The 21,835-nt window shown below is 28.5% G+C and carries 17 protein-coding genes; 13 read left to right on the forward strand and 4 right to left on the reverse strand.

Features of this window, described 5'->3' with window-relative positions; translation table 11 throughout:
• Positions 1-194 precede the first annotated feature (194 nt).
• A complete protein-coding gene (gene ligA / locus N187_RS02735) occupies positions 195-2,204 on the forward strand; it encodes an NAD-dependent DNA ligase LigA (protein ID WP_075550322.1) in 2,010 nt (669 codons plus the stop codon).
• 2 nt (positions 2,205-2,206) lie between these two features.
• Here the strand turns inward: ligA and N187_RS02740 are convergent, their stop codons facing one another.
• The gene (locus N187_RS02740) at positions 2,207-4,417 is read right to left on the reverse strand and encodes a coiled-coil domain-containing protein (RefSeq protein WP_075550323.1); all 2,211 of its coding nucleotides are present in this window, start codon (positions 4,415-4,417) and stop codon (positions 2,207-2,209) included.
• A 290-nt stretch (positions 4,418-4,707) separates the two neighbouring features.
• Here N187_RS02740 and N187_RS02745 point away from each other — a divergent pair, with 290 nt between their 5' ends.
• The 6 genes from N187_RS02745 to crr all read left to right on the forward strand — a co-directional run bounded on the left by N187_RS02745 (position 4,708) and on the right by crr (position 10,597).
• The gene (locus tag N187_RS02745) at positions 4,708-6,558 is read left to right on the forward strand and encodes a hypothetical protein (protein WP_038443407.1); all 1,851 of its coding nucleotides are present in this window, start codon (positions 4,708-4,710) and stop codon (positions 6,556-6,558) included.
• On the forward strand, positions 6,545-7,006 hold the full coding sequence (locus tag N187_RS02750) for a hypothetical protein (protein ID WP_025419723.1): 462 nt from the start codon (positions 6,545-6,547) through the stop codon (positions 7,004-7,006). The genes N187_RS02745 and N187_RS02750 overlap by 14 nt, the downstream gene beginning before the upstream one ends.
• Positions 7,003-7,866, forward strand: a complete 864-nt coding sequence (locus N187_RS02755) for an FAD binding domain-containing protein (RefSeq protein ID WP_025419724.1) — start codon at positions 7,003-7,005, stop codon at positions 7,864-7,866. Before N187_RS02750 ends, N187_RS02755 begins: the two co-directional genes overlap by 4 nt.
• A gap of 160 nt (positions 7,867-8,026) precedes the next feature.
• The gene (locus N187_RS02760) at positions 8,027-8,287 is read left to right on the forward strand and encodes an HPr family phosphocarrier protein (protein ID WP_025419725.1); all 261 of its coding nucleotides are present in this window, start codon (positions 8,027-8,029) and stop codon (positions 8,285-8,287) included.
• Positions 8,288-8,302: 15 nt separating this feature from the next.
• Positions 8,303-10,024 (forward strand): phosphoenolpyruvate--protein phosphotransferase, encoded by a 1,722-nt coding sequence (gene ptsP, locus N187_RS02765; protein ID WP_025419726.1) that lies wholly within the window; start codon positions 8,303-8,305, stop codon positions 10,022-10,024.
• A 3-nt stretch (positions 10,025-10,027) separates the two neighbouring features.
• Positions 10,028-10,597, forward strand: a complete 570-nt coding sequence (gene crr / locus N187_RS02770; protein ID WP_025419727.1) for a PTS glucose transporter subunit IIA — start codon at positions 10,028-10,030, stop codon at positions 10,595-10,597.
• Between the two features lie 28 nt (positions 10,598-10,625).
• Here the strand turns inward: crr and htpG are convergent, their stop codons facing one another.
• Positions 10,626-12,476, reverse strand: a complete 1,851-nt coding sequence (gene htpG, locus N187_RS02775; RefSeq protein ID WP_025419728.1) for a molecular chaperone HtpG — start codon at positions 12,474-12,476, stop codon at positions 10,626-10,628.
• A gap of 119 nt (positions 12,477-12,595) precedes the next feature.
• Between htpG and gnd the strand changes: the two genes are divergently transcribed.
• Positions 12,596-13,990, forward strand: a complete 1,395-nt coding sequence (gnd, locus tag N187_RS02780) for a decarboxylating NADP(+)-dependent phosphogluconate dehydrogenase (RefSeq protein ID WP_025419729.1) — start codon at positions 12,596-12,598, stop codon at positions 13,988-13,990.
• Positions 13,991-14,007: 17 nt separating this feature from the next.
• On the opposite strand, the gene N187_RS02785 is transcribed toward gnd, so the two are convergent.
• Together N187_RS02785 and N187_RS02790 are read right to left on the reverse strand one after the other, a co-directional pair.
• Complete coding sequence (locus N187_RS02785; protein ID WP_025419730.1) at positions 14,008-14,547, reverse strand: BAPKO_0422 family outer member beta-barrel protein; 540 nt, start codon at positions 14,545-14,547, stop codon at positions 14,008-14,010.
• A 348-nt stretch (positions 14,548-14,895) separates the two neighbouring features.
• A complete protein-coding gene (locus tag N187_RS02790; RefSeq protein WP_025419731.1) occupies positions 14,896-15,411 on the reverse strand; it encodes a DUF3996 domain-containing protein in 516 nt (171 codons plus the stop codon).
• A 386-nt stretch (positions 15,412-15,797) separates the two neighbouring features.
• Between N187_RS02790 and N187_RS02795 the strand changes: the two genes are divergently transcribed.
• The 5 genes from N187_RS02795 to N187_RS02815 are packed head-to-tail and all read left to right on the forward strand — an operon-like array spanning position 15,798 to position 21,824.
• Positions 15,798-16,331 carry a chemotaxis protein CheW gene (locus N187_RS02795; RefSeq protein ID WP_025419732.1) on the forward strand — a complete coding sequence of 178 codons (534 nt, stop codon included), beginning with the start codon at positions 15,798-15,800 and terminating at the stop codon, positions 16,329-16,331.
• A gap of 14 nt (positions 16,332-16,345) precedes the next feature.
• On the forward strand, positions 16,346-16,657 hold the full coding sequence (locus N187_RS02800; protein ID WP_025419733.1) for an STAS domain-containing protein: 312 nt from the start codon (positions 16,346-16,348) through the stop codon (positions 16,655-16,657).
• A gap of 27 nt (positions 16,658-16,684) precedes the next feature.
• Entirely contained in the window at positions 16,685-18,844 is a 2,160-nt protein-coding gene (locus tag N187_RS02805; protein WP_025419734.1) for a chemotaxis protein CheA, read from the forward strand.
• A gap of 56 nt (positions 18,845-18,900) precedes the next feature.
• Positions 18,901-20,052 carry a chemotaxis protein CheB gene (locus N187_RS02810; RefSeq protein WP_025419735.1) on the forward strand — a complete coding sequence of 384 codons (1,152 nt, stop codon included), beginning with the start codon at positions 18,901-18,903 and terminating at the stop codon, positions 20,050-20,052.
• Positions 20,052-21,824, forward strand: coding sequence for a BB0569 family chemotaxis protein (locus N187_RS02815; RefSeq protein ID WP_025419736.1), 1,773 nt, complete (start codon positions 20,052-20,054; stop codon positions 21,822-21,824). Before N187_RS02810 ends, N187_RS02815 begins: the two co-directional genes overlap by 1 nt.
• The last annotated feature ends 11 nt before the right edge of the window (positions 21,825-21,835 follow it).

The raw sequence follows: 21,835 nt of genomic DNA on the forward strand, positions 1-21,835 counted from the left end.
ATTAAAATCATTTAATATAAATAAAGATATTATGAGAAATATCATGTGTAAGTATCTGTTTTGTATTTTTTACTCATAAAGTTTAATATGAATAAGTTTATTACTCAAGGATTTGGATTGGAAATTTATATTTTTATTTACGTTATTTTGTTAAAATATAGTTTGAATTTTTAAGTAGATTTGATATTAAATTTATGATCAAAGATATAGAGGATGAAATCTTAAGTTTAAGAGATATTATCAGAAAGTGGAATAAAGAGTATTATATTGATTCTGCACCTAGTGTAAACGATTTTACTTATGATAAGGCTCTTTTGAGGCTTCAAGATTTGGAAAACAAATATCCTGAGTATAAAACCTTGGATTCTCCTACTCTTAAGTTTGGGAGTGATCTTTTAAATGATTTTAAAGAAGTTGAACATTCTTTTCCTGTATTAAGCCTGGATAAGGTTTATGATATTAAGGGATTGTTATTGTGGATTGATAAAATGGTCTTAGAAGGTTCTATCTTAAGATTTGATACTGGCATCTCAGTTGAACCTAAAGTTGATGGATGCTCAATTGTTCTCTATTATAAGGATGGGATACTTCAGAGAGCTTTGACTAGAGGAGATGGTAAGGTTGGTAATGATGTTACTGAGAATGTTAGAACAATTAAAAATGTTCCTTTATGTATTGATGAGAAGGTTGAATTGGTGTTACGGGGTGAGATTTATATTACTAAGGAAAATTTTTTGAAAATTAATCAAACATTAACAAGTCCTTATGTTAATGCTAGAAATTTAGCCTCAGGTATACTGAGGAGAATAAATAGTAAAGAAGTTGCTAATTTTCCTTTAGATATTTTTGTTTATGATATCTTATATTCTAGTTTTAAATTAAGTACTAATCATGATGCTTTTAATAAACTTAGGAAATTCGGATTTAAAATTAATCCTCTTTGTAGATTTTTTGATGGAATGAACTTGCAAGATGATATTATGAGGCATGTTAAAAGTATAGAGGCACAAAGAGATGTTTTTGAATATGAAATAGATGGTATTGTGCTGAAGGTTAACAGCTTTGTTTTAAGAGATATTTTGGGATATACTTCTCATCATCCTAAGTGGTCAATAGCTTATAAGTTTGAATCTTACACAGGAGTTAGCAAGGTGGTTGATATAGTTGTTCAGGTTGGCCGTAGTGGTAAGATTACTCCTGTTGCACGTGTAGAAAAAGTACTTATTGCTGGGGCTTTTATTACTAATGTAAGTTTGCATAATCAAGATTATATAGATTCTATTGGTTTAAATATTGGAGATGTTGTTTCAATTTCAAGGCGTGGAGATGTAATACCTGCTGTTCAATTTGTTGTAGAAAAGCTTGTGGTTGGTAATTTTAAAATTCCTAGTGATTGTCCTTCATGTAGAATGACTTTAATGAAAGAAGGAGCACATCTTTTTTGTGTAAATAGACATTGTCCTTATCGTATAATTGAGCAGATAAAATATTTTTGTAGTAAGAAGTGCATGAATATTGTAGGGCTTGCAGAGAAAACAATAGAATTTCTTTTTGAGATGAAGTTTATATCTTCGGAGATTGAACTTTATACTTTTAATTTTGATAGACTTATTCATTTGAGAGGTTTTAATCTTAAAAGGGTAGATAATTTGAAGCGGTCAATTAAAAATAGTAAAAGTCGGCCGTTTAGAAAGTTGCTTCTTGGTATGGGAATTAAAGATCTTGGAGCGACTACAATATTAATATTAATTAATAATAACTTAAACTCTTTTGATGCAATTAGTACTCTTTGCAAAAATAGAGAAGATGCTCTTGCCAAGCTTTTAAAGATTGAAGGAATAGGGGAAAGGATAGCTTTGAATATTATTGAGGCATTTAATGATAAAACTATTCTTGATAAGTTCAATTTTTTTAAAGAATTAGGGTTTAAAATGGGCGAAGATAATACTAATTGTACTGTAGGTTCCTCCTTTTTATTTGGAAAAAGATTTTGTATTACGGGTTCTTTTGAGGGTCATTCTAGACATATTCTTGTTGAAAAGATTACTAAAAAAGGTGCTCTTTTCAGCAGTTCGGTTACTAAGCATTTAGATTTTTTACTTGTTGGTAAAAAGCCTGGATCAAAATTGAAGAAGGCTCATGATTTGGGTATTAAAATCCTTGGTCTTTCTGATATTATGGTTTTTGTGGATTTAGATGATTAGACTTATTTTATTATTCTTATATTTTTAAATTCTGATGATAAATTTTTGTATAGAGTACTTATATCATTTGTATGTTCTATTTTGATTAAGTTTCTAAAAAATGCCTCTTTATGTTTTAATGATGGATTGATAAAATGGTTTTTGACATTATATTTTGGAATTAATTTGTAAATTTCTTTTGCTCTGTATAAATTTTTCGTTGGTTCTATTTCAATATAATATCCGTTAGATTTTTTAAAATCAAATTCACTACTACTTTGATCTTTGAAATTATAGTTATTTGAATGTGTATCTGGATATATTTTGAATTCAGCAATTTTGATTATGCTATTTTTGTTAATCGTTTTTTTATTTTTAGGATAAAATTTCTGTTTTGTGTATTGCACTTCTCTATTTTTATGCGTTAAATTATCTTTGTTTTTATATTTTGTGAATTCCTCTTTAATTGTTAAAATGTTATTTTCATTGTCTGTTAATCTTTTATTTAATATATTTGTTTTGTCTTGATTTTGTTGAATTATATCTTTATTCTCTTTGTATAATTCTTCATTTTTCTCAATCTTATCTTTGAGTGCTTTTATTGTTCTATCTATTGAAGATAAATTATTTTCGATATTTTTTAATTTAGTATTATTATTTTTTAAATTTATTAATTCTTTTTGGAATACTAGTAGGATGTCTTTATTATTATTGATTTTATCGTAAATTTCACTTAGTCTTTGAATATTATCATTAATGGCATCTTTATTGTTATTGATTTTATCGTCAATTTCACTTAGTCTTTGAATATTATCATTAATGGCATCTTTATTGTTATTGATTTTATCGTCAATTTCACTTAGTCTTTGAATATTATCATTAATGGCATCTTTATTGTTATTGATTTTATCGTCAATTTCACTTAGTCTTTGAATATTATCATTAATGGCATCTTTATTGTTATTGATTTTATCGTCAATTTCACTTAGTCTTTGAATATTATCATTAATGGCATCTTTATTGTTATTGATTTTATCGTCAATTTCACTTAGTCTTTGAATATTATCATTAATGGCATCTTTATTGTTATTGATTTTATCGTCAATTTCACTTAGTCTTTGAATATTATCATTAATGGCATCTTTATTGTTATTGGTTTTATCGTCAATTTCACTTAGTCTTTGAATATTATCATTAATGGCGTTTTTATTGTTATTGGTTTTATTGTTAATTTCACTTAGTCTTTGAATATTATCATTAATGGCATCTTTATTGTTATTGGTTTTATTGTTAATTTCACTTAGTCTTTGAATATTATCATTAATGGCGTTTTTATTGTTATTGGTTTTATTGTTAATTTCACTTAGTCTTTGAATATTATCATTAATGGCGTTTTTATTGTTATTGGTTTTATTGTTAATTTCACTTAGTCTTTGAATATTATCATTAATGGCATCTTTATTGTTATTGGTTTTATTGTCAATTTCACTTAGTCTTTGAATATTATCATTGATGGCATCTTTATTATTATTGATTTTATCGTAAATTTCACTTAGTATTGGGTTTTCTGGATTAAAATATTCTTGTTCTTGGGGATACATATCATATGTGTTCTCTTCAGGTGGATAATTATATTCTTCATTTTCTATATATCCATTTAGATTTGCTTCATGTTCTTGGTCATTGTTATAGTAAGTACTGTTTTTTGATTGAATATCATTGTCCAATAAGTTTTGTTTTATGTTAATTAGATTTTTTATCTTTTCGATTTCTTTTTTTAAGCTTTTTATTATAAATTCATATTCTTCATTCTTTTTTTTAAGTGATTTTATACTTGTATGACTTAGAATATTTTCTATATTTTCTATTTTTTTCTCGTAATCTTCAATTCTAATCTTTAAGTTGTCTATACTTTTTATAAGCCAGTCATCTATATTTTCTTCTGTTAAGTAAAAATTTTTTGTGTTTGGGCTTTGTGTATGTTGTAATTCTTCATTTGTTAAAATATTGTTTCTTGATTGTCCGTTGCTTTTTAGAATTGCATTTTTTTTATGGTAGTTTGTATCTTCTTCATTGTTGAAATCTTCACTTAAGTCTTCCTTGGGAATATAAATCTTTGAATAATTTATTATATGATCAGTTGTATTTTTTTTGGACACTCCAAAAAGTAATGTACATAAAAATAACATAAAAGTTTTAGGGAGCATTAGAAGTATCTTTTTATCTTTACCCATAAATATCCTATTGATATAATTTGATATTCATTTTAATTTTAATGCTATCATAGTTTTTAGGATTTATCAAAAAAAATTATAATGATATGAAAGAAATTTAAGTGTTTAGATCTATATTTTAAGCTTTTAGGTATTATTGGTTGTATTAGGTCAATTGTTCATCATATTTTGATTTTCAATAGTAATTTTGTTGGTATTGTGCCATAATGATACATATGAAAAATAAATTAGAAGATAAAGTGTAAATTTTTGACTTTTTATTTTAATAATTATTTATAAAGCTATGAAATATGAATGAAGTTTGGGCTTTGCCAGTTTGTTGTAATATCAAAAATTCTATCATTGAGGATTTTGAGATTTCAGACAAATATAAAGATCAGGTTTCAAATGTAAGTTATAAAGATGGCATTATCTTAAAGTTTATTGATATTGTTGATTCTAATGTATTTTATTTGAAACTTTTTGATAATAAAATAAATTTTGAAGGGCAAATTCCTTTAGTTTTATATTCTGATAACTTGGACTCTTTATTAAAAGCAGAAGCAAGTATTATTTTTAAATTAAAAATTACTGAGCCAACAGATGTTTTGCCTGATTCTAGCTTAAAGGAACCAGGTGAGTTTAGAAATTATAATTCTTATTATGAGTTTTCAGATTCTTTCAGTTATCGCAGTGATATTCTTTTGGTTAGTGTGTGCTTTAAAGATGATAGTTTAATTATTAATGCAGACCTTGATAATATTGCTATTGTAAAGCAAATTATTAGTGATAATTTTTGCATTGATAAAGATAAGATTGTTATTAATCCTATTAATAATGATTGTGTTAGCATTTTATTTTCAGTTTCTTTTAATGCTATCTTACAAGGCATAATAATTGCTAAGAAACTTGGGCAAAAGGTTAATGTTCTTTATTATGAAAGACACTTTTTAATGACACAATCCTTAAGTTTAAAGTTTTCAGTTGTTAATTGTCTATCAGTAGAAAATAGGCTTGCTAGTATTATGTTAGATCTTGAAATCAATAGACCACTAAATTTTTTATATAAATTTTATTTTAACTACCTCAGGCGTATGTTTAGTAATTTATTTTTTGATGTATGTATACATATTAATTTTATATCAACTAAGAGTGATGCTGTATTTTTTTATGACAATCAATTTTTATTTGGATTTTCTATTTATAGTTTTATTTATTCAAACTTTTATAATCTTGCAGTTAGTTTGTCAATTGAGCCTATTAGTTATTTACTCAGTCATGTTAAGAGTGAATATAATATTTTTTTAAAGCTTTTTAAGGCAATGGATTTAAAAAATTCTATCATGCGTAAGTCATCTTCTATAAGCTTAAATAACAAATATAATATTTTCGATGTGAGAAGAAAAGGCGTAGGATTTGCTTTTTTAAACCTAAATTCCAGTCTAGAATCTGATTTCTTAGGTGGTAATCAGACTATTTCTGTGAGTTTACATAAAGATAAATTAGATGTATTTATTCCTTATAAATTGATAGATATCAACTTAATGAACTATTTAAGGAATACTTTAGCTAGGACTTTTAGCTTGTCTTATGATAATGTCAATTTTATTGTTAGTGGTTCTTTGATAAATGATGTTGGACTTTATTATACGTTTATCAAGGAATCTTATATTATTGAAAAAGAAGTTTTGGCTATTAAGGATGATCTTGTCATGATTACTGGTGAAAATTTTAAGGGAGAATATCCTGTTGTAATTGGTCGAGACTTTGTTTTAGATGTAGATAAGCAATTTAATGTTGCATGTTCTCTTGAGATTGATATAGAAATAAATTCTTTTAATATTATGTTTAGTAATGTTGATTTTTTTGTTGAAAATGGCAAGTTTGATAAACTTAGGATAAATAATAAACGTGCATTTTCGGTTTTTAACTTGGCAGTTGACTATGTATTTGGAAATATTACTTATGATGTTGTTGATTCTGTAGAGCTTGAATTTATTGAAGATGGTGAATTTGTGTTTTCTTTTAGAGTATTGTTTATTGCAGCTGTTTCTGCAATAAAAACAGCTTTAATTCAGGCTTTTGACTTTAATATATGTAAAACTCCTATTGTTCTTAAGGATATTCTAGGTAGTTGGAGTGTGCGAATTGATACTAATTAGCTTTAATTTGAATGGAGAGACTCTTTCGAAAAGTATTGAACTTTCTTTAAGTGCTAAAGAGCTTTTGATAAGTATTTTTTATTCATGTAAGCGTAACTTTATTGAAAGCATTAGTAAGAAATTTTCATTAGTGCTTTTAGACTTAAAACCTGTATATTCATCTTTAGTGCCAGCTTTTATGTTAAATGGGCGTAGCATTATTACTGTTGAGGGTTTACAAAATACAACCTTTTATGAGACTTTGCTTAAGGTTTTATTAGAAAATGATTTTGGTTTTTGTACAAATTGTTTTTCATCTAATGTATTGTTGTTTTATTATCTTTTAAAACGTAAAGTTATAATTAGAACGGATATTGTAGGATATTATAATGCATTAAAGTGTCATTGTCTTGATGTTAATACTTTTTTAGAGCTTTATTTGCGATTGGAAGAGTTAGAGAGAAAATGAGTGATGTGAAGGTATATTATCCAGAAAGTTTTACTGCTCTTGTTAGCTTATTTAATGAAGATCTAAACAATTATGTAATTTATAATGAGATTGATTTTCATAAAAATCTTGAAATTTTTATGAAAAATGAAATTAACAATAACTTTTTTATAATTAATAATTTTGAAAGATTTAATAAGGTTTCTCTTAAGAGTAATTTTTTAGAAATGGGTCCATGTGTTACTTATGATGCTATATTGCAATTTGGAGAGCGGAACATTCCAAGATTATTTTATGAATTTATTTCAAAATTAAATGATAGGATATATCTAAATAGTATTAATATTGCTAATGGTTTTTATTATAAGAATACAGTATTTGATTTATATCCTTTGTTGTTAAGTCTTGATGCTCAGCTTGAGTTTAAAAATATTTTGACTAAAAAAACTTATACTTATAATGCTTATAGTATTAACAGAGATGATTATATACAAAGTCGACATACTTTATTTTTGAGTAAGTTAAAATTTCCAATTACAAATTTGTGGAATAAGAGTTTTTATAGCAAGATATTTGTTGATACTTTTTCATTTGAGATCTTAGAAGAGGTGAACATTGTTTTTATTTGCGTTCTTTTAAATGTTAAAAGAGATATTATAAGTGATTTTATAATGAAAATATTTTATAATGATAAGGTTATTACTTTAAGAGATTTGCAAGTTTTACTTCTGAATAAATCTTTACCTTTATCTTTAGTTGAAATTGAAGATTCTATTAAGATGTTAGACAAGCATATTCGAGATGTTAAAAACTTTAATTTAGGAGAGAGGAGTTTAAGGCTTATAAAAAATTTTTATTTTGATATATTATTTAGTTTTTAATATTATGAAAATTAGCACTATTAAATAATTGCTGTTATTTTGGTATAGTTTTAATATAAAAGAAGGAGAATTAATTTATCAATTTGGTTTTATGCATTATAATATTTATTTGTTAATAACTTAATCAAAAAATAATTATTCAAATAAGGGGCTTAAGCTTATGGTGAAAAAAGAAGCTACAATTAAAGCTGTTAATGGTTTGCATGTTAGACCAGCATCAACGTTTGTAAAAAAGGCTAAAGAGTATGTTAGCGATATAACTATCGAAGCTGATGGAAAATCTGTTAGTGGAAAAAGTTTGTTTCGATTACAGACCTTAGAATTATCTTCTGGTAAGAAACTTATGGTTTGTGCTGAGGGTGATGATGAAGAGAAAGCTGTTACTGAACTTGTTGAGCTTATTGAATCTTTTAAAGAGTAAGTGTGGAAGGTTGATATGACTTTATTGGGGAAAAGAATATCTAAAGGGATAGGTATAGGAGAGGCTCTTTTTATTAAGAAAGATTTTGATAAATTCATTGATAAGTCAAAAATTACTTCTCTTCAAATTGATGGTGAGATAAAAAAATTTAATGATGCTAAATCAAAGTCTATATCTGTGCTTAAGGATCTTACAAAAAAGGCTGTGGAACAGCTTGGTGCTGATAAGGAAGGTATTTTTGAAGGGCAGATGTTGGTTATTGAAGATGACGAACTTTCTGATTCTGTTATAAGCTTTATTAAACATGAAAATTATGGTGCCGCTTATGCTGTTTATTTATCTTTCAAGGAATTGATTTCAAGTGTAGAAGAATATACAGATGCTTATTTAAAAGAGAGAGCTGCTGATTTTAAGGATATTAGGAATAGGCTTATTGCAAACATTTTAGGTCATGTGACAGATCTCTCTGAGATTAAGAGAGATGTAGTTCTGATTACTGAAGAATTGACGCCTTCTGATACAATACAAGTTGATTTAAGTTATGTTAAGGGATTTGTGACTGCGGTTGGTGGTGAGACTTCCCATGCTGCTATTTTGGCAAGAACGATGGGGCTTCCGGCTCTTGTTATGAAACCTCTTGATATTGCTAAAATTAAAGAGGGTGAGCAGTTAATAATTGATGGGTTGTCTTCACTAGTTATTGGTAATCCTTCATCCAGTGAACTCGATAAATATGCGCATAAAATATTAAAGTATAATGAGCATGAAAGGGAACTTTTTACATTAAAGAACCAAGATGCAAAAACAAAAGATGATATTAAAATATCTCTTAAGGCTAATATTGGAACTCCTTCAGATATGTTTTATGTTAATAAATATGGGCTTGATGGTATAGGGCTTTTTAGGACAGAGTTTTTATATATGGAATCTGTAAAGCCACCAACAGAAGATGAACAGTTTGAAGCTTATAAGAGAGTTGTGGAAACTCTTGAGAAGAAAGGTGTTGTTACTATTCGTACTCTTGATATTGGAGGAGATAAGGAGATTCCATATTTTAATTTTTCGAAGGAAGATAATCCTTTTCTAGGATACCGTGCTCTTAGAATGTATATGGACTATGAAGATTTAATACAAAGTCAGTTTAATGCAATTTTTAGGGCTAGTTATTACGGCAAAATAAGAATTATGGTTCCTATGCTTACTAGATATGAGGAGATTGATATAATTGACTATTTTGTAGATAAGGCTAAAATGAATTTAAGGTCTAGGGGTTTGCCTTTTGATGAAAATTTGGAAGTTGGTTGTATGATAGAAGTTCCTGCAGCGGCTTTGATGGCTTCTGAATTTGCTCGGAGATTAGATTTCTTTAGCATTGGTACTAATGATTTAACTCAGTATACTTTAGCTGTAGATCGGGGTAATCAGAAGATATCAAATTTATACGATAAATATAATTCTGCTGTTTTGAAGCTAATTAAGAATGTTCTTGATGCTGGTAATAGTGCTTGCATTGATGTTTCTGTTTGTGGTGAACTTGGAGGGGACGAGGCTGGGGCTTTGATTCTTATTGGACTTGGATTTAGATCTTTAAGTATGGTTCCTAGTGCTTCCCTTCGAATTAAGTACTTACTAAGAAGATATACAATGTCTGACTTAAGTGAATTAGCAAGTAAAGTGTTAAATAGTAATTCAGTATCAGAGACTTTAAAAATTTTAGATAAATATATAGGAGATTAGTTTATGGGGTTTTTGGGTTTTTTTAAAAAGTCTGCTACTTTAGATTTAATGGCGCCTGTTAGTGGAAAAGTTGTTTCAATTGATAAGGTTCCAGATGAGGCTTTTGCTGAGAAGATAGTTGGTGATGGAATTGCGATTATGCCGACTGGAAGTGAGTTAGTTGCACCTTGTGATGGAAATATTGGGAAAATTTTTAAAACTAACCATGCCTTTAGCCTTGAAACTAAAGAAGGTGTTGAGATTTTTGTTCATTTTGGTATTAATACTCTTAATTTAAATGGTAAAGGATTTACGAGAGTTGCTGAGGAGGGAATGAATGTTAAGCAGGGCGATGTTATTATTAGGCTTGACCTTGAGTATTTAAAGGCCCAGGCAGAATCAGTAGTTACTCCTGTTGTTATTGCAAATTGTGATGAAGTTGCAAGTATTGAGTATGTGTTTGGGAAGTTTTCTGATGGTTCTGAATATATCATACCTTCTTCAGCTACTTTAACTGAAGACGTTAAAACTAAGATATCTCAAACCAATCATGTTGAAGCGGGTAAAGATTTAGTTCTTAGGGTTAGAAAGTAAGTTTGCAGCTTATACTGCAAACTTACTTTCATGATATGTTTTTCTCTAACATTTCATTTATAATGCTTATAAATTGGCCTGGGTTTTTACTTGGCAAGCCTGAAGTTATCATTGCCTCTTCAAGGAGAATGATACTTATTTTTTCTAAGTTGTTATCATCTAGGTTTTTTAAATTTTGAATGATTTTATTGTTTGGATTGAGCTCAAGGATAGGTTTTATCTCTTGGACTTCTTGACCCATTGATATCATAACTCTTTGCATTTGGTAAGTGGGATCAGAGCTATCGATGATTATTGCTGATGGTTCTTGTGTTAGCGTTGCTGATAGTGAAACGTCTTTGACATACTTTTTAAGTATTTCTTTTACTTTGAGTAAAATATCTTTGAATTCTTCTTCCATATGTTTGAAATTTTCGTCTTTTAGTTCATCACTTGTTTCGTTTTTATTTATTGCTTTCAACTTTATGCCATCATATTCTGTGATGAAATTCAAAATAGCTTCGTCAAGTTCATCATCCATGATAAGAGTTTCGTAGCCTCTTTCTTTATAAGCATTTACAATTGGGTTGCTTTTAAGTATGTTTTCTTTTCCTCCGGTTATGTAGTATATGCTTTTTTGTCCTTCAGGCATTCTCTCTTTGTATTCTCTTAAGGATACAAGACCTTCTACGTGAGAAGATTTAAATCTAATTAGGGATATAAGTTTGCTTCTGTTATCAAAGTCAGAATAAACTCCCTCTTTTAAACATCTTCCAAATTCTTTGGAAAACTCATTGAACTTAGAATGATCGGTTTCACTTAGCTTTTCAAGTTCATTAAGTATTTTCTTTACAGAAGATGCTTTTATTTTGGCTAATATCTTGTTTTGTTGTAAAATTTCTCTACTTACGTTTAGAGGTAAGTCTTGACAATCTATTATTCCCTTTATGAATCTTAAGTAATTTGGAAGTAAGCTGTCTGCAGAATCTGTGATAAAAATTCTATTTATGAATAACTTTACACTGGTTTTAGGTTTTGGATAGTACAGGTCATAAGGGGCTTTACTTGGCACATAGAAAAGGCTTGTATACTCAATACTTCCTTCAGCTTGTGTATGAATATGGATTAATGGATTTTCATAATCAAATGTTATATTTTTATAAAATTCGTTATATTCCTCATCAGTTATTTCATTTTTATTTTTTATCCAAATTGCTGTTGTGTCGTTTAGTTTATCTTCTTTTTCTTCAAATCCTTCTTGTTTGCCATCTTTCATTAAAGGTTCTTTGTACTTAATGAAGATAGGATAACTTATGTGGTTTGAATATTTTTTGACAATTTCTTGGATTTTCCATTTATTAGCATATTCGGTGCCTTCTTTGTTAAGATAAAGGGTTATCTCAGTTCCACTTTCATCTTTTTCTGTTTTATCTATTTCATATCCTGTTTTGCCATCACTAGACCAAATGTAGGCAACATCTTCCAATGTTTTTTTTGTTATAACCTCAACTTTGTCTGCTACAATAAAAGAGCTGTAAAATCCAACTCCAAACTGTCCAATTAAGCTTGCGGCTTTTTTTTCATCTTTTTTTAATTTGTTTATAAATTCTTTGGTTCCTGATTTTGCAATTGTGCCAAGGTGATTAATCAGGTCTTCTTTGTTCATCCCAATTCCATTGTCTTTTATCTTAATGAGTTTCTCGTCAAAGCTTATTTCGATTTTTGGATCTAGTTTGATATCCTTAAATTTTTCGTTTGTTAGGTTTAAAAATTTAAGTTTATCAATGGCGTCAGAAGCATTTGATATTAATTCTCGTAAAAATATTTCTTTATGAGAATAAAGAGAATGTATGATTAAATAAAGTAAATCATTAACTTCTGTATCGAATTGTTTTTTCATATGATTCTCCTGTCTTGTATTCGTTTTAATCTTTACTTTTTTTATAATATAACATAATCTAAAAATAGTGAATAAAATAAATTTGTCTATAGTGAAAGATTAGAGTAGGGGATAATACAATGGATATTGGTGTTTATGGGCTAGGAGTTATGGGCAGCAATTTGGCGTTAAATATTGCTGATAGCGGGTTTAATGTTTCTGTCTATAATAGGGATTATGATAAGACGGAGATTTTTCTTGTCAATAATGCTCATAAAAAGATTCATGGATTTAAAGATATCGGGACTTTTATTGAAAGCTTAAAGAAACCTAGAAAAATTATTTTAATGATATCAAGTTCAGCTGTGGATGAGGTTATTGGACAGATTTTACCTTTAATTGAAAAATTAGATATTATTATTGATGGTGGAAATTCTTATTATAAGGATACGATAAGGAGAGAACAAGAATTATCTTCTAGGGATATTTATTTTGTTGGACTTGGAATTTCAGGTGGTGAAAAGGGTGCAAGGTTTGGTCCTTCTTTGATGTATGGTGGGAGTAAAAAGGTTTATGGGTTAATTGAGCCTATTTTAAATAAGATAGCTGCTAAGACGAATGTAGGAGATATTTGTTCTACTTATGTTGGTGAGAATGGAGCTGGACATTATGTAAAGATGGTGCACAATGGAATTGAGTATGCAGATATGCAACTCATTAGTGAAGTATATTTTTTTATGAAAAGGGCTTTTAATTTAGATAATTTAAGGATTTCTGAAGTATTTGACAAGTGGGGAGAAGGTGATCTTTCTAGTTATTTGATAGAAATAACGTCCAAAATTTTAAAATATAAGGAGAATAATGAATATTTACTTGATAAGATTTTAGATGTTGCAAATCAAAAAGGTACTGGGAAGTGGGCATCAATTGAGGCATTGCAATTAAATGTACCAGCAAATTTGATTTTTGAATCTTTGTTCGCAAGATTTTTATCAGGATTAAAACATGAGCGGGTAATTGCTAGTGATATTCTTAAGATGGAAGTTGATGCTGTTGAGTTTGATCTTAGTGATTGGATTTTAGATCTTTATTATGCTCTTTTAGTTTCTAAAATATTAGCTTATTCTCAGGGTTTTATGATGCTGAAGAGTGCATCTGTTAATTATGCTTGGGACTTGAACTTAGGAAAAATTTCTTTAATTTGGCGTGAGGGTTGCATAATTAAAAGTGTTTTTTTAGAAAAGATTAAATTAGCTTATGATAAAAATCCACATCTTATTAATTTGATTTTTGATGATTACTTTTTGGATATAATAAAAAGTCATCATAAATCTTTAAGACGCATAATCTCAAAAGCTAGTGAAATTGGTATACCTTTGCCAGTATTTTATTCAAGTCTTTCTTTCTTAGATTCTTATTCTACTAATTACTTGCCAGCTAATTTAATTCAGGCTCAAAGAGATTTCTTTGGTGCTCATAATTTTGAAAGAATTGATTCAAAGAGAGGTGAATTTTTCCATAGTACTTGGGAATAATTTGAGTTTGGTATTTTTTAGATGTAATATTTGATTAATATTCCGCCCATTATATTTGTTTTAAATCCTGCATGTGAATAATGATATGCGATGGATTTTGCATTTGATATAACTTCTATTGAAGTCGCTATTTTAAATCCTGCTTCTATGTGTTCTGTTAAATCATAGAAAATAGTAATAGGAATTCTAAGTCCAAATCCTATTTCAATGTTTGCTAAGTTTGATTTGTTGGATGATATATGTACATTTCCACCGATTCCTGTTCCAATAGATAATTTTTCTATTAATGGTATTGTAAATATTAAATCTAAGGCTGAGAGTACAAATGCATGGAAATCATAATTTTTTGATTTGAGGTTTCCTGCTGATAGGTTTATGCCATTAGTTCCTCCATATCCTATTTCTAGGTCGATAAATGGAAATGACATAATATAATTAAATATTGGATTTCCAATACTGAGTCCAAATCCTATTTGTCTATTGGAGTATGAGCTTTTTCCAAATGCACCAATCCACATGATTGGTATTAATATCATTGTTATCACTAATTTTTGCATTAAATCTCCAACAATTAATATTTTTGTATCATTATATTTGATTTTTAATGATTAATGATATCTTATATGAAAAATTCGTTTGATTTAAATTTTACTTGAAAGTTTGTTGTGCTTTTATAATATTGTTGATTTTTTGCGAGTTATGGTATGATTCCAAGTGTAGCAAGTTGATTGATTTCAACCTGAAGTAAGAGTATTAATTATCATATTTGAAGTAAAGTACATGTATGCATGGCGTTGAAGTTGTTTAAAGTTATAGTTAAGCTTTTATAATTTTAATTTTATGTTTTATTTAAATTTGTAAAGAGAAGTACTTTAGTACTTCTCTTTATATGATAGTCAGTTTGTTTATGTAAACCAAAATCTTATCCCAAGCCCAGCAAATACTTCCCATCTAAATCCAACACCGCTACTCCAGATATTTAATCCAATGCCAGGTGCTACTTTTAAGAATATGTCAAATTTTTTTCTAGCTATTGCAAGATTTAGAATTAATGGTAATCGTGCTCCTAAGCTCATTGGGCTATTGTTTAATTGACTATTGTTCCATCTTGAGAGCCATATTGTTCCATAACCACCACCTCCGACAGAGAAATCTAGCATGTTATCTGCCCCTTCAAAAGTATGTGTGTAAAAGATGTAATCTATCGCTAGAAACAAGGTTTGCCAATTCTGAAAAAGATTGTTTGTTCCACTGTAGATACCTAAGTCTATATCAAAGTTTTTAATATTAAATTCTAATGCTATTGGGAATGGCAATAAGATTCCCATTCCAAATTTGCTTCTTGCCATTGATGTTGAATTTGCAAAGGCAGATATTGATAATAACATAAACATTGAGATAAGCATACTCTTTTTTTGCATAATTTTTTTTCCTTTGTTATAAAATTTGTTATAAACCATGATTATAACAAATTTTATTCTGCATTTTCCTAATTTAATAGTTTTTTTGATAAAAATTGTTCCTTATCATTGATTATCTTTTGTTGATGTTGTTTGTAACAGTTGCTTAAGTTATCAGATATTCTTTCCAACAGTTTAAGGATTAATATTTATAGTTTTGCTTTACTATATGGGTTAATTATATTAGATTTCATTTATGTTATGTATGATGTTTTACGTTTTATATTTGTTTAGTATTTAAATTTTTGGTTTATAATTTATACATGGCAGTATATGAGATACGGGAAGTTTGAATAAGACTTATGGACGTTCTTATTTATTATGAGTTATATTATTGAGAGGCATTTATGGAATTACAAACCAATGTACAAGGTAAATTAAATCAGTATCTTTTGTTTAGTTTGGATGAACTTTATGCGATTGAGATTAAATATGTTGTTGAAGTATTAGAGTATACTAAAATCTCAAAGATACCAAGAACTCCTGATTATATGGCTGGGATAATCAATAATAGGGGGAAAATAGTTCCAATAATTGATATTAGGAAGCAGTTTGGTATGGAAAAGCGTAAAGTTAGTGATAATGAAATTAAGAAGAGAGATGTTAATGTTTCAAATATCATCATATTAACTTTGGAATGTGAAGGTGATGAATTAAATCTTGGAATTTTGGTGGATTATGTTAATGAGGTTCTTGAGTTAAATTCGTCTAATATTGATGATGCTCCAAAGATTGGTACGGGGTTTAATTCAAGATTTATATCTGGAATTGGTAAAGATGATAATAAATTTATTATTATCCTTAATATAGAAAATCTATTTGATATTAAAGAACTATCCAGATTTAAAAATACTACAGTATGTGATCCTGATGAGCAGTAGGAGTTGTATGTGTTATGATTTATAATCCAGAAGGAGAACTTGTAGTAAACAATATTTTCAAGGTTAAAGAGGATCTTTTAAGTATTCTTAAGGAGATGAAAGAAAACGAGACACTGGTAATTAATCTTTCAAATGTAGAAAAGATAGATGTGACTTTTATACAAATTTTGTATGCTTCTAATAAATATGCTAAAGATAGGAACTTGTTTATAAAGATAGAATATCCATCTGATGAAGTTTTGAGTTCATTGATATATGGTGGATTTTTAAATGATATTGAAGATATTGATAACTTGGATTTAGGCCTTAGTTTAATTGAATTTTAGTTTTATGTATGTATTTAAGGACAATTTATGAATAGTAGTGATGTGATAGATAAATTTAAAGCTTCTTTTAAAGAGGAGTCTATAGAGAATATTTCAGATATTGAGCATGCACTTCTTAATATTGAGTTTGAATCGGGAACAGAGGTTGTCAATTCTATTTTTAGAAATTTACATACAATAAAGGGTAGTGCTGGGATGTTTGGTTTTAATTTGACAGCATCTCTTGTACATGAAATAGAAACAGTTCTTGATCCTATCAAGAAAGGTTCTGATGAATTTAATCAGAATACTGTTGATGCTACTTTAATGGCAGTTGATTTTATTCGTGAACTAATTGAAGGAGATGAGGTTATTGATGAGAGTGTATATAAGGATCGTGAAAAAAATTTGATAGACTCAATCAAGAAAGGGCTTGAGCTTAGCGTTGGATTTAATAGTGATTCAGTTTTAAATTATACTAAGGGAAGTCAGATAAGTTTACCTAATGATTTAAATATTCAAGAATCTGGCTTGAATGAGTCTTTGGAGAAAGGTAAGTTTGATGATGAAGCTTTAAGTATTGAGACTAAAGTTTACAGGATTCTTTTCGCGCCTTCAAGGGGAATTTTATTTCATGGACACAAACCAATAAATTTTTTGAAAAAATTATTAAATTTAGGAAATGGACAAGTTAGAGCTAGAGTAAAAAATATTCCTGATTTGGAATTAATATCTCCTGATAATGTTTATGTTGAGTGGGAAGTCAAGTTAGAAACGGAAGAGAGTAAAATTTCTATAGAAGATATTTTTATATTTTTGGATGGACAGTCAAAGTTTGTTGTTGAAGAAGTCGATGCATCTTATGAGATACCTGAAGCTTTTGAAGTTGATTCTTTGATGAAGGATAATTTAAATGAAGTCTTTGATAAAAACTTTTCTAGAGAAGATCAAGTCTTATTAAAATCAAAAGAGCTATGTGATAAGGATGATAGGATAGTTAAGGGTGGTGGCAATAATTTTGGTTTTGATACTGCTAGGAGTAAAGTAAACATTGCAAGTATTAAGGTTGATTCAAAGAAATTAGATCATTTAGTAAATCTTGTTGGTGAGCTTGTTACAATTCAATCTAAGCTTGCAAAAGAATCCGAGAATATGAATAATAATGTGTTAAATTCGATTTCAGCTGAATTTTCTTTGATTATTAATGAGCTTAGAGATTATACGACAGGACTTAGAACAGTTCCCATTGAGATTTTATTCGTCAAATTTCAAAGAATAGTTAAGGATTTATCTGTTCAACTTGGCAAATCAATTCGTTATTATTCTCAAGGTGGTAACACTGTTCTTGATAAGAGTATTATTGAAAGATTGAATGAACCTTTAGTGCATTTAATAAGAAATTCAATTGATCATGGCATCGAATCAGTTGAAGAGAGAATAGAGGCAGGAAAGGAACCTCAAGGTGTCATTAAGCTTTCTGCGCATCAGTCAGGTGATTCTGTGATTATTATTATTGAAGATGATGGGAGAGGGCTTGATAAACAGAGGATAATTAAGAAAGCTATAGAGAAAAATGTAATATCTGAGACTGTTTCAAAAACTTTGTCAGATAAGGATGTTTATAATTTAATTTTTGAATCTGGATTTTCAACAACTGATATTGTGACAAATATATCAGGACGTGGCGTTGGAATGGATGTTGTTAGAAAGCAGGTAGAGTCTCTCAGAGGAAATGTGATTCTTGAGAGTGAATTTGGCAAATATACTCGCATAAAGTTGGTTTTCCCCTTGACTTTGGCAATTATTGAAGGATGGCTTGTTAGGGTAAAAGATGAACATTTTATTGTACCTCTCTTTAGTGTTGAGTCTTGTCTTGAGGCTGATAAGTTGATTTCTCAAGTATGTGGATTTGCAAATAAAGGTAATGTCATGGATTATAGAGGGAATATGATTAGCTTTATACGCCTGCGAGAATTTTTTGAAATATCTAATGAAAAAAGTGATAGTGAGCATGTTGTTATTGTTAATACAAATAGTGGCAAAATAGGGATTGTGGTAGATGAGGTATTAGGACAACATCAGACCGTTATAAAGACTTTAGGTAAACTTTATTCTAAAGTAGAAGGAGTATCTGGAGCTACAATACTTGGAGATGGTAGCCTAGCATTGGTAATTGATGTTGACACAATAACCAAGATTATAAGGTAGTATATTTAACATAATATATTTTAGGCTTTTGTGAGGTTAGTTTATACTAAATAATAATGAAAATATTGGTAATTGATATTCAGGGTCTTATAAGACAGGTTTTTGTTAGGGCTTTTTCTAAGGATTTGGATGTTGAAGTGTTAAATCCAGGTTCTAATTCTTTGAACCTCATTAATGTTTTTTTACAGAAATTTCCTGATTTGGTTATTATTGACGAGAGTACGGCTAAGTCACATTTTGGAAATGCTCTTAATAATGTTCTTAATAATATTTCACTTCCTGTTATCTTTATAGCAGAAGATGAGATTCATCCTAAATTTGGATTTCTTGAGCCTAAGAAAGATAAAATTAAATTAATAATAAATAAACTTAATTTTAAACTTACAATTAATTTATTTAGAAGCGATTATTTGGGTTTAATAAAATCTGAGATAAGGAAACTTGCTGTTAATAAATTTATTGCTTCTTGTGAGATTAGAAGAATAAAAGCTCCTGATTTTTTTGCTAAGTCTGAGAGTAAGAAGTCTGATAGTAACGTTACTGGTATAACGAGAAGCTATAAGGTTGCGGATGTTATTAATGTTGCTCCCAAGAATGATCCAGATGTTGTTTTGAAATATCAAGGTGTTATTAACAAGAATAAAACAGGAAAGGTTATTTTTGTTGGTTCTTCAACCGGTGGTACTGAAGCTTTGAGAGTTTTTTTGAAGTTTTTTAAGAGAGACTCTCCTCCGATTGTGATTGTTCAACATATGCCAGGTGGATTTACAACATCTTTTGCAAAAAGTCTGAATAATGAACTTGAGGTTGATGTAAAGGAAGCTGAAGATGGAGATATTTTAAGGCCCGGTCTTGTGATAATTGCAAATGGTCATTATCATTTAATTGTGAAGTATGCTAATGGGAGCTATTTTGTTAATTTGTTAGACGGTCCTTTAGTTAGCAGACATAAGCCTTCTGTTAACGTTTTATTCCGTTCTGCTGCTATGTATGCTGGGGAAAATGCCATTGGCGTTATGCTTACGGGTATGGGAGATGATGGTGCTTGTTGTATGCTTGAGATGAAGATGAATGGTGCATATAATATTGCGCAAGATCAGGCAACATCTGTGGTATTTGGTATGCCTATGGAGGCAATAAAAATAGGCGCTGTAGATAAGGTTCTTCCTTTAAATGAAATATCTGAATATATTTTAAGGAGATCTTAATGGAAGATCATGATGATTTTTTGGATATTGACCCGCATATTAATAAATTATTTGATGGACTTGAGGCTTTTGATAGTCGTTCAAGACAAGTTTATGCTAGTTTAAGTAAGTCAATTCCTAAATTAATAGATAAACTTTCTAAGGATATTAAAGATTTATCTTTTAATATTGAGTTTATTTCTAATCTCGATGTTGATAATGAGTATTCTTTAAATATTTTTATCTCTAAAGTAATAAGTGTACTAAATGATTTTGTATCTTATTTTAATTCCTCAACTAAATTACTAGAATCTCAGTTTGGAGTGATAAGGGATAAAGTTAAGGACATAGAGATTCTTGAAGATGTGATTGGAGAGATGAAAAAAAGTTCTATTGATATGGAAATCATGTCTATTAATACATTAACTGTTGCCATGAGAGCTGGGAGAGCAGGAAGTGCTTTTTCTTATATTACAAATGAGATTAAAACTTTAACTCAATCTATGATTAAGCAAGCAGATCAGCTTACTAGTAGGGGTAGAGATATTAAAGTTGGACTTGATCGTGCTAAGAACCAGGTACTTGAAAATAATATGGCTGAGAATAAGATTCTTGAAGAATTTAAAGATACTTTGATAAAAAATATAGATGAATTTGCGGGGTGTATAGGGGAAGTTATTGCCTTTTATGATAACATATTGAATGTACTTAATGAGTTTAAATTTAAGTTTGTAAATGCTGTTTCTTATTTACAGTTTCAAGATAGGCTTACTCAGTCTTTGTATCATTTAAATATTATGTATTCGAGTATTGATGTTTTTAAGTTCAGAGATACAAGTGAGATTCAGAAATTAAAGGTTTTATCTTTATTTACAGATTCTTCCAAAATGATAATTAGCGACGTGATTTCTAAATTGGATGAAAATTTGATGTCTTTTGAAGAATTCATTGATACATCTATTTCTTCTATTCAGCTCATTAATGATTTAAGATCAGATAATGCTTTGTATATTGATATTTCGAAAGCAGTGGATTCTTTTTCAGTTATTTTATCGGATTTGCTTAAAAGGATTGATGATGTTGAAAAAAACAATTCTAATTTTTTAAATCTTTATTATGAGCAGATTAAGCTTGTTAAATCTTTAGAATTGATGTTTTCAAATATTTCATCTATTTCTTCTAGGTTTCAAAATATTAATATAGCTTCCAAAATAGAGGTTGTAAAGAGAGTTGAGCTTGGGGATATGGAAGGTAATATTTCTGAAATGTCCAAAATTATTAATAATATTGATTTAAATATTACTAAAGGACGGGAATTTTTATCTCAAATAATATTTTTCTTTGAAAAGGTTGTAAAAGATTGTGATAATAGATTTTATCTTGAGAGAAATTACTTTAATAGGTTTAAAAAACTCTTTCTGGAGATCAAGAATAATATTTTTGAGATAAAAAAGATTGCTCTTGATAATGTATTATCATATGAAATATTTCCAATTGATTTTTTGGAAGTATTTGAAGAAATAAAATTAGATATTCATAATATTAAGAATTTGAAAATGGATCTTTTAAACCTTGAAAGGATTTTAATTGAAATGGGAAATGATATTAATAGTAGTCTTGACTCAAAATTATTGAAAAATGGTCTTAATTATGTTGAAATTGAAGATAAAGAATTTATTCGCAGAATTTCTAATAGGTTTACTTTATTTGTTCACAAGAAATATTTATTGTCTCTTATTGAGGATGAAAAAGAGATCTATTCGTTTGATGAGGGTAGTGTAATTTTATTTTAACTTTATGTATA

The organism is Borrelia anserina Es (genome assembly GCF_001936255.1).
Taxonomy (GTDB): Bacteria; Spirochaetota; Spirochaetia; order Borreliales; family Borreliaceae; genus Borrelia; species Borrelia anserina.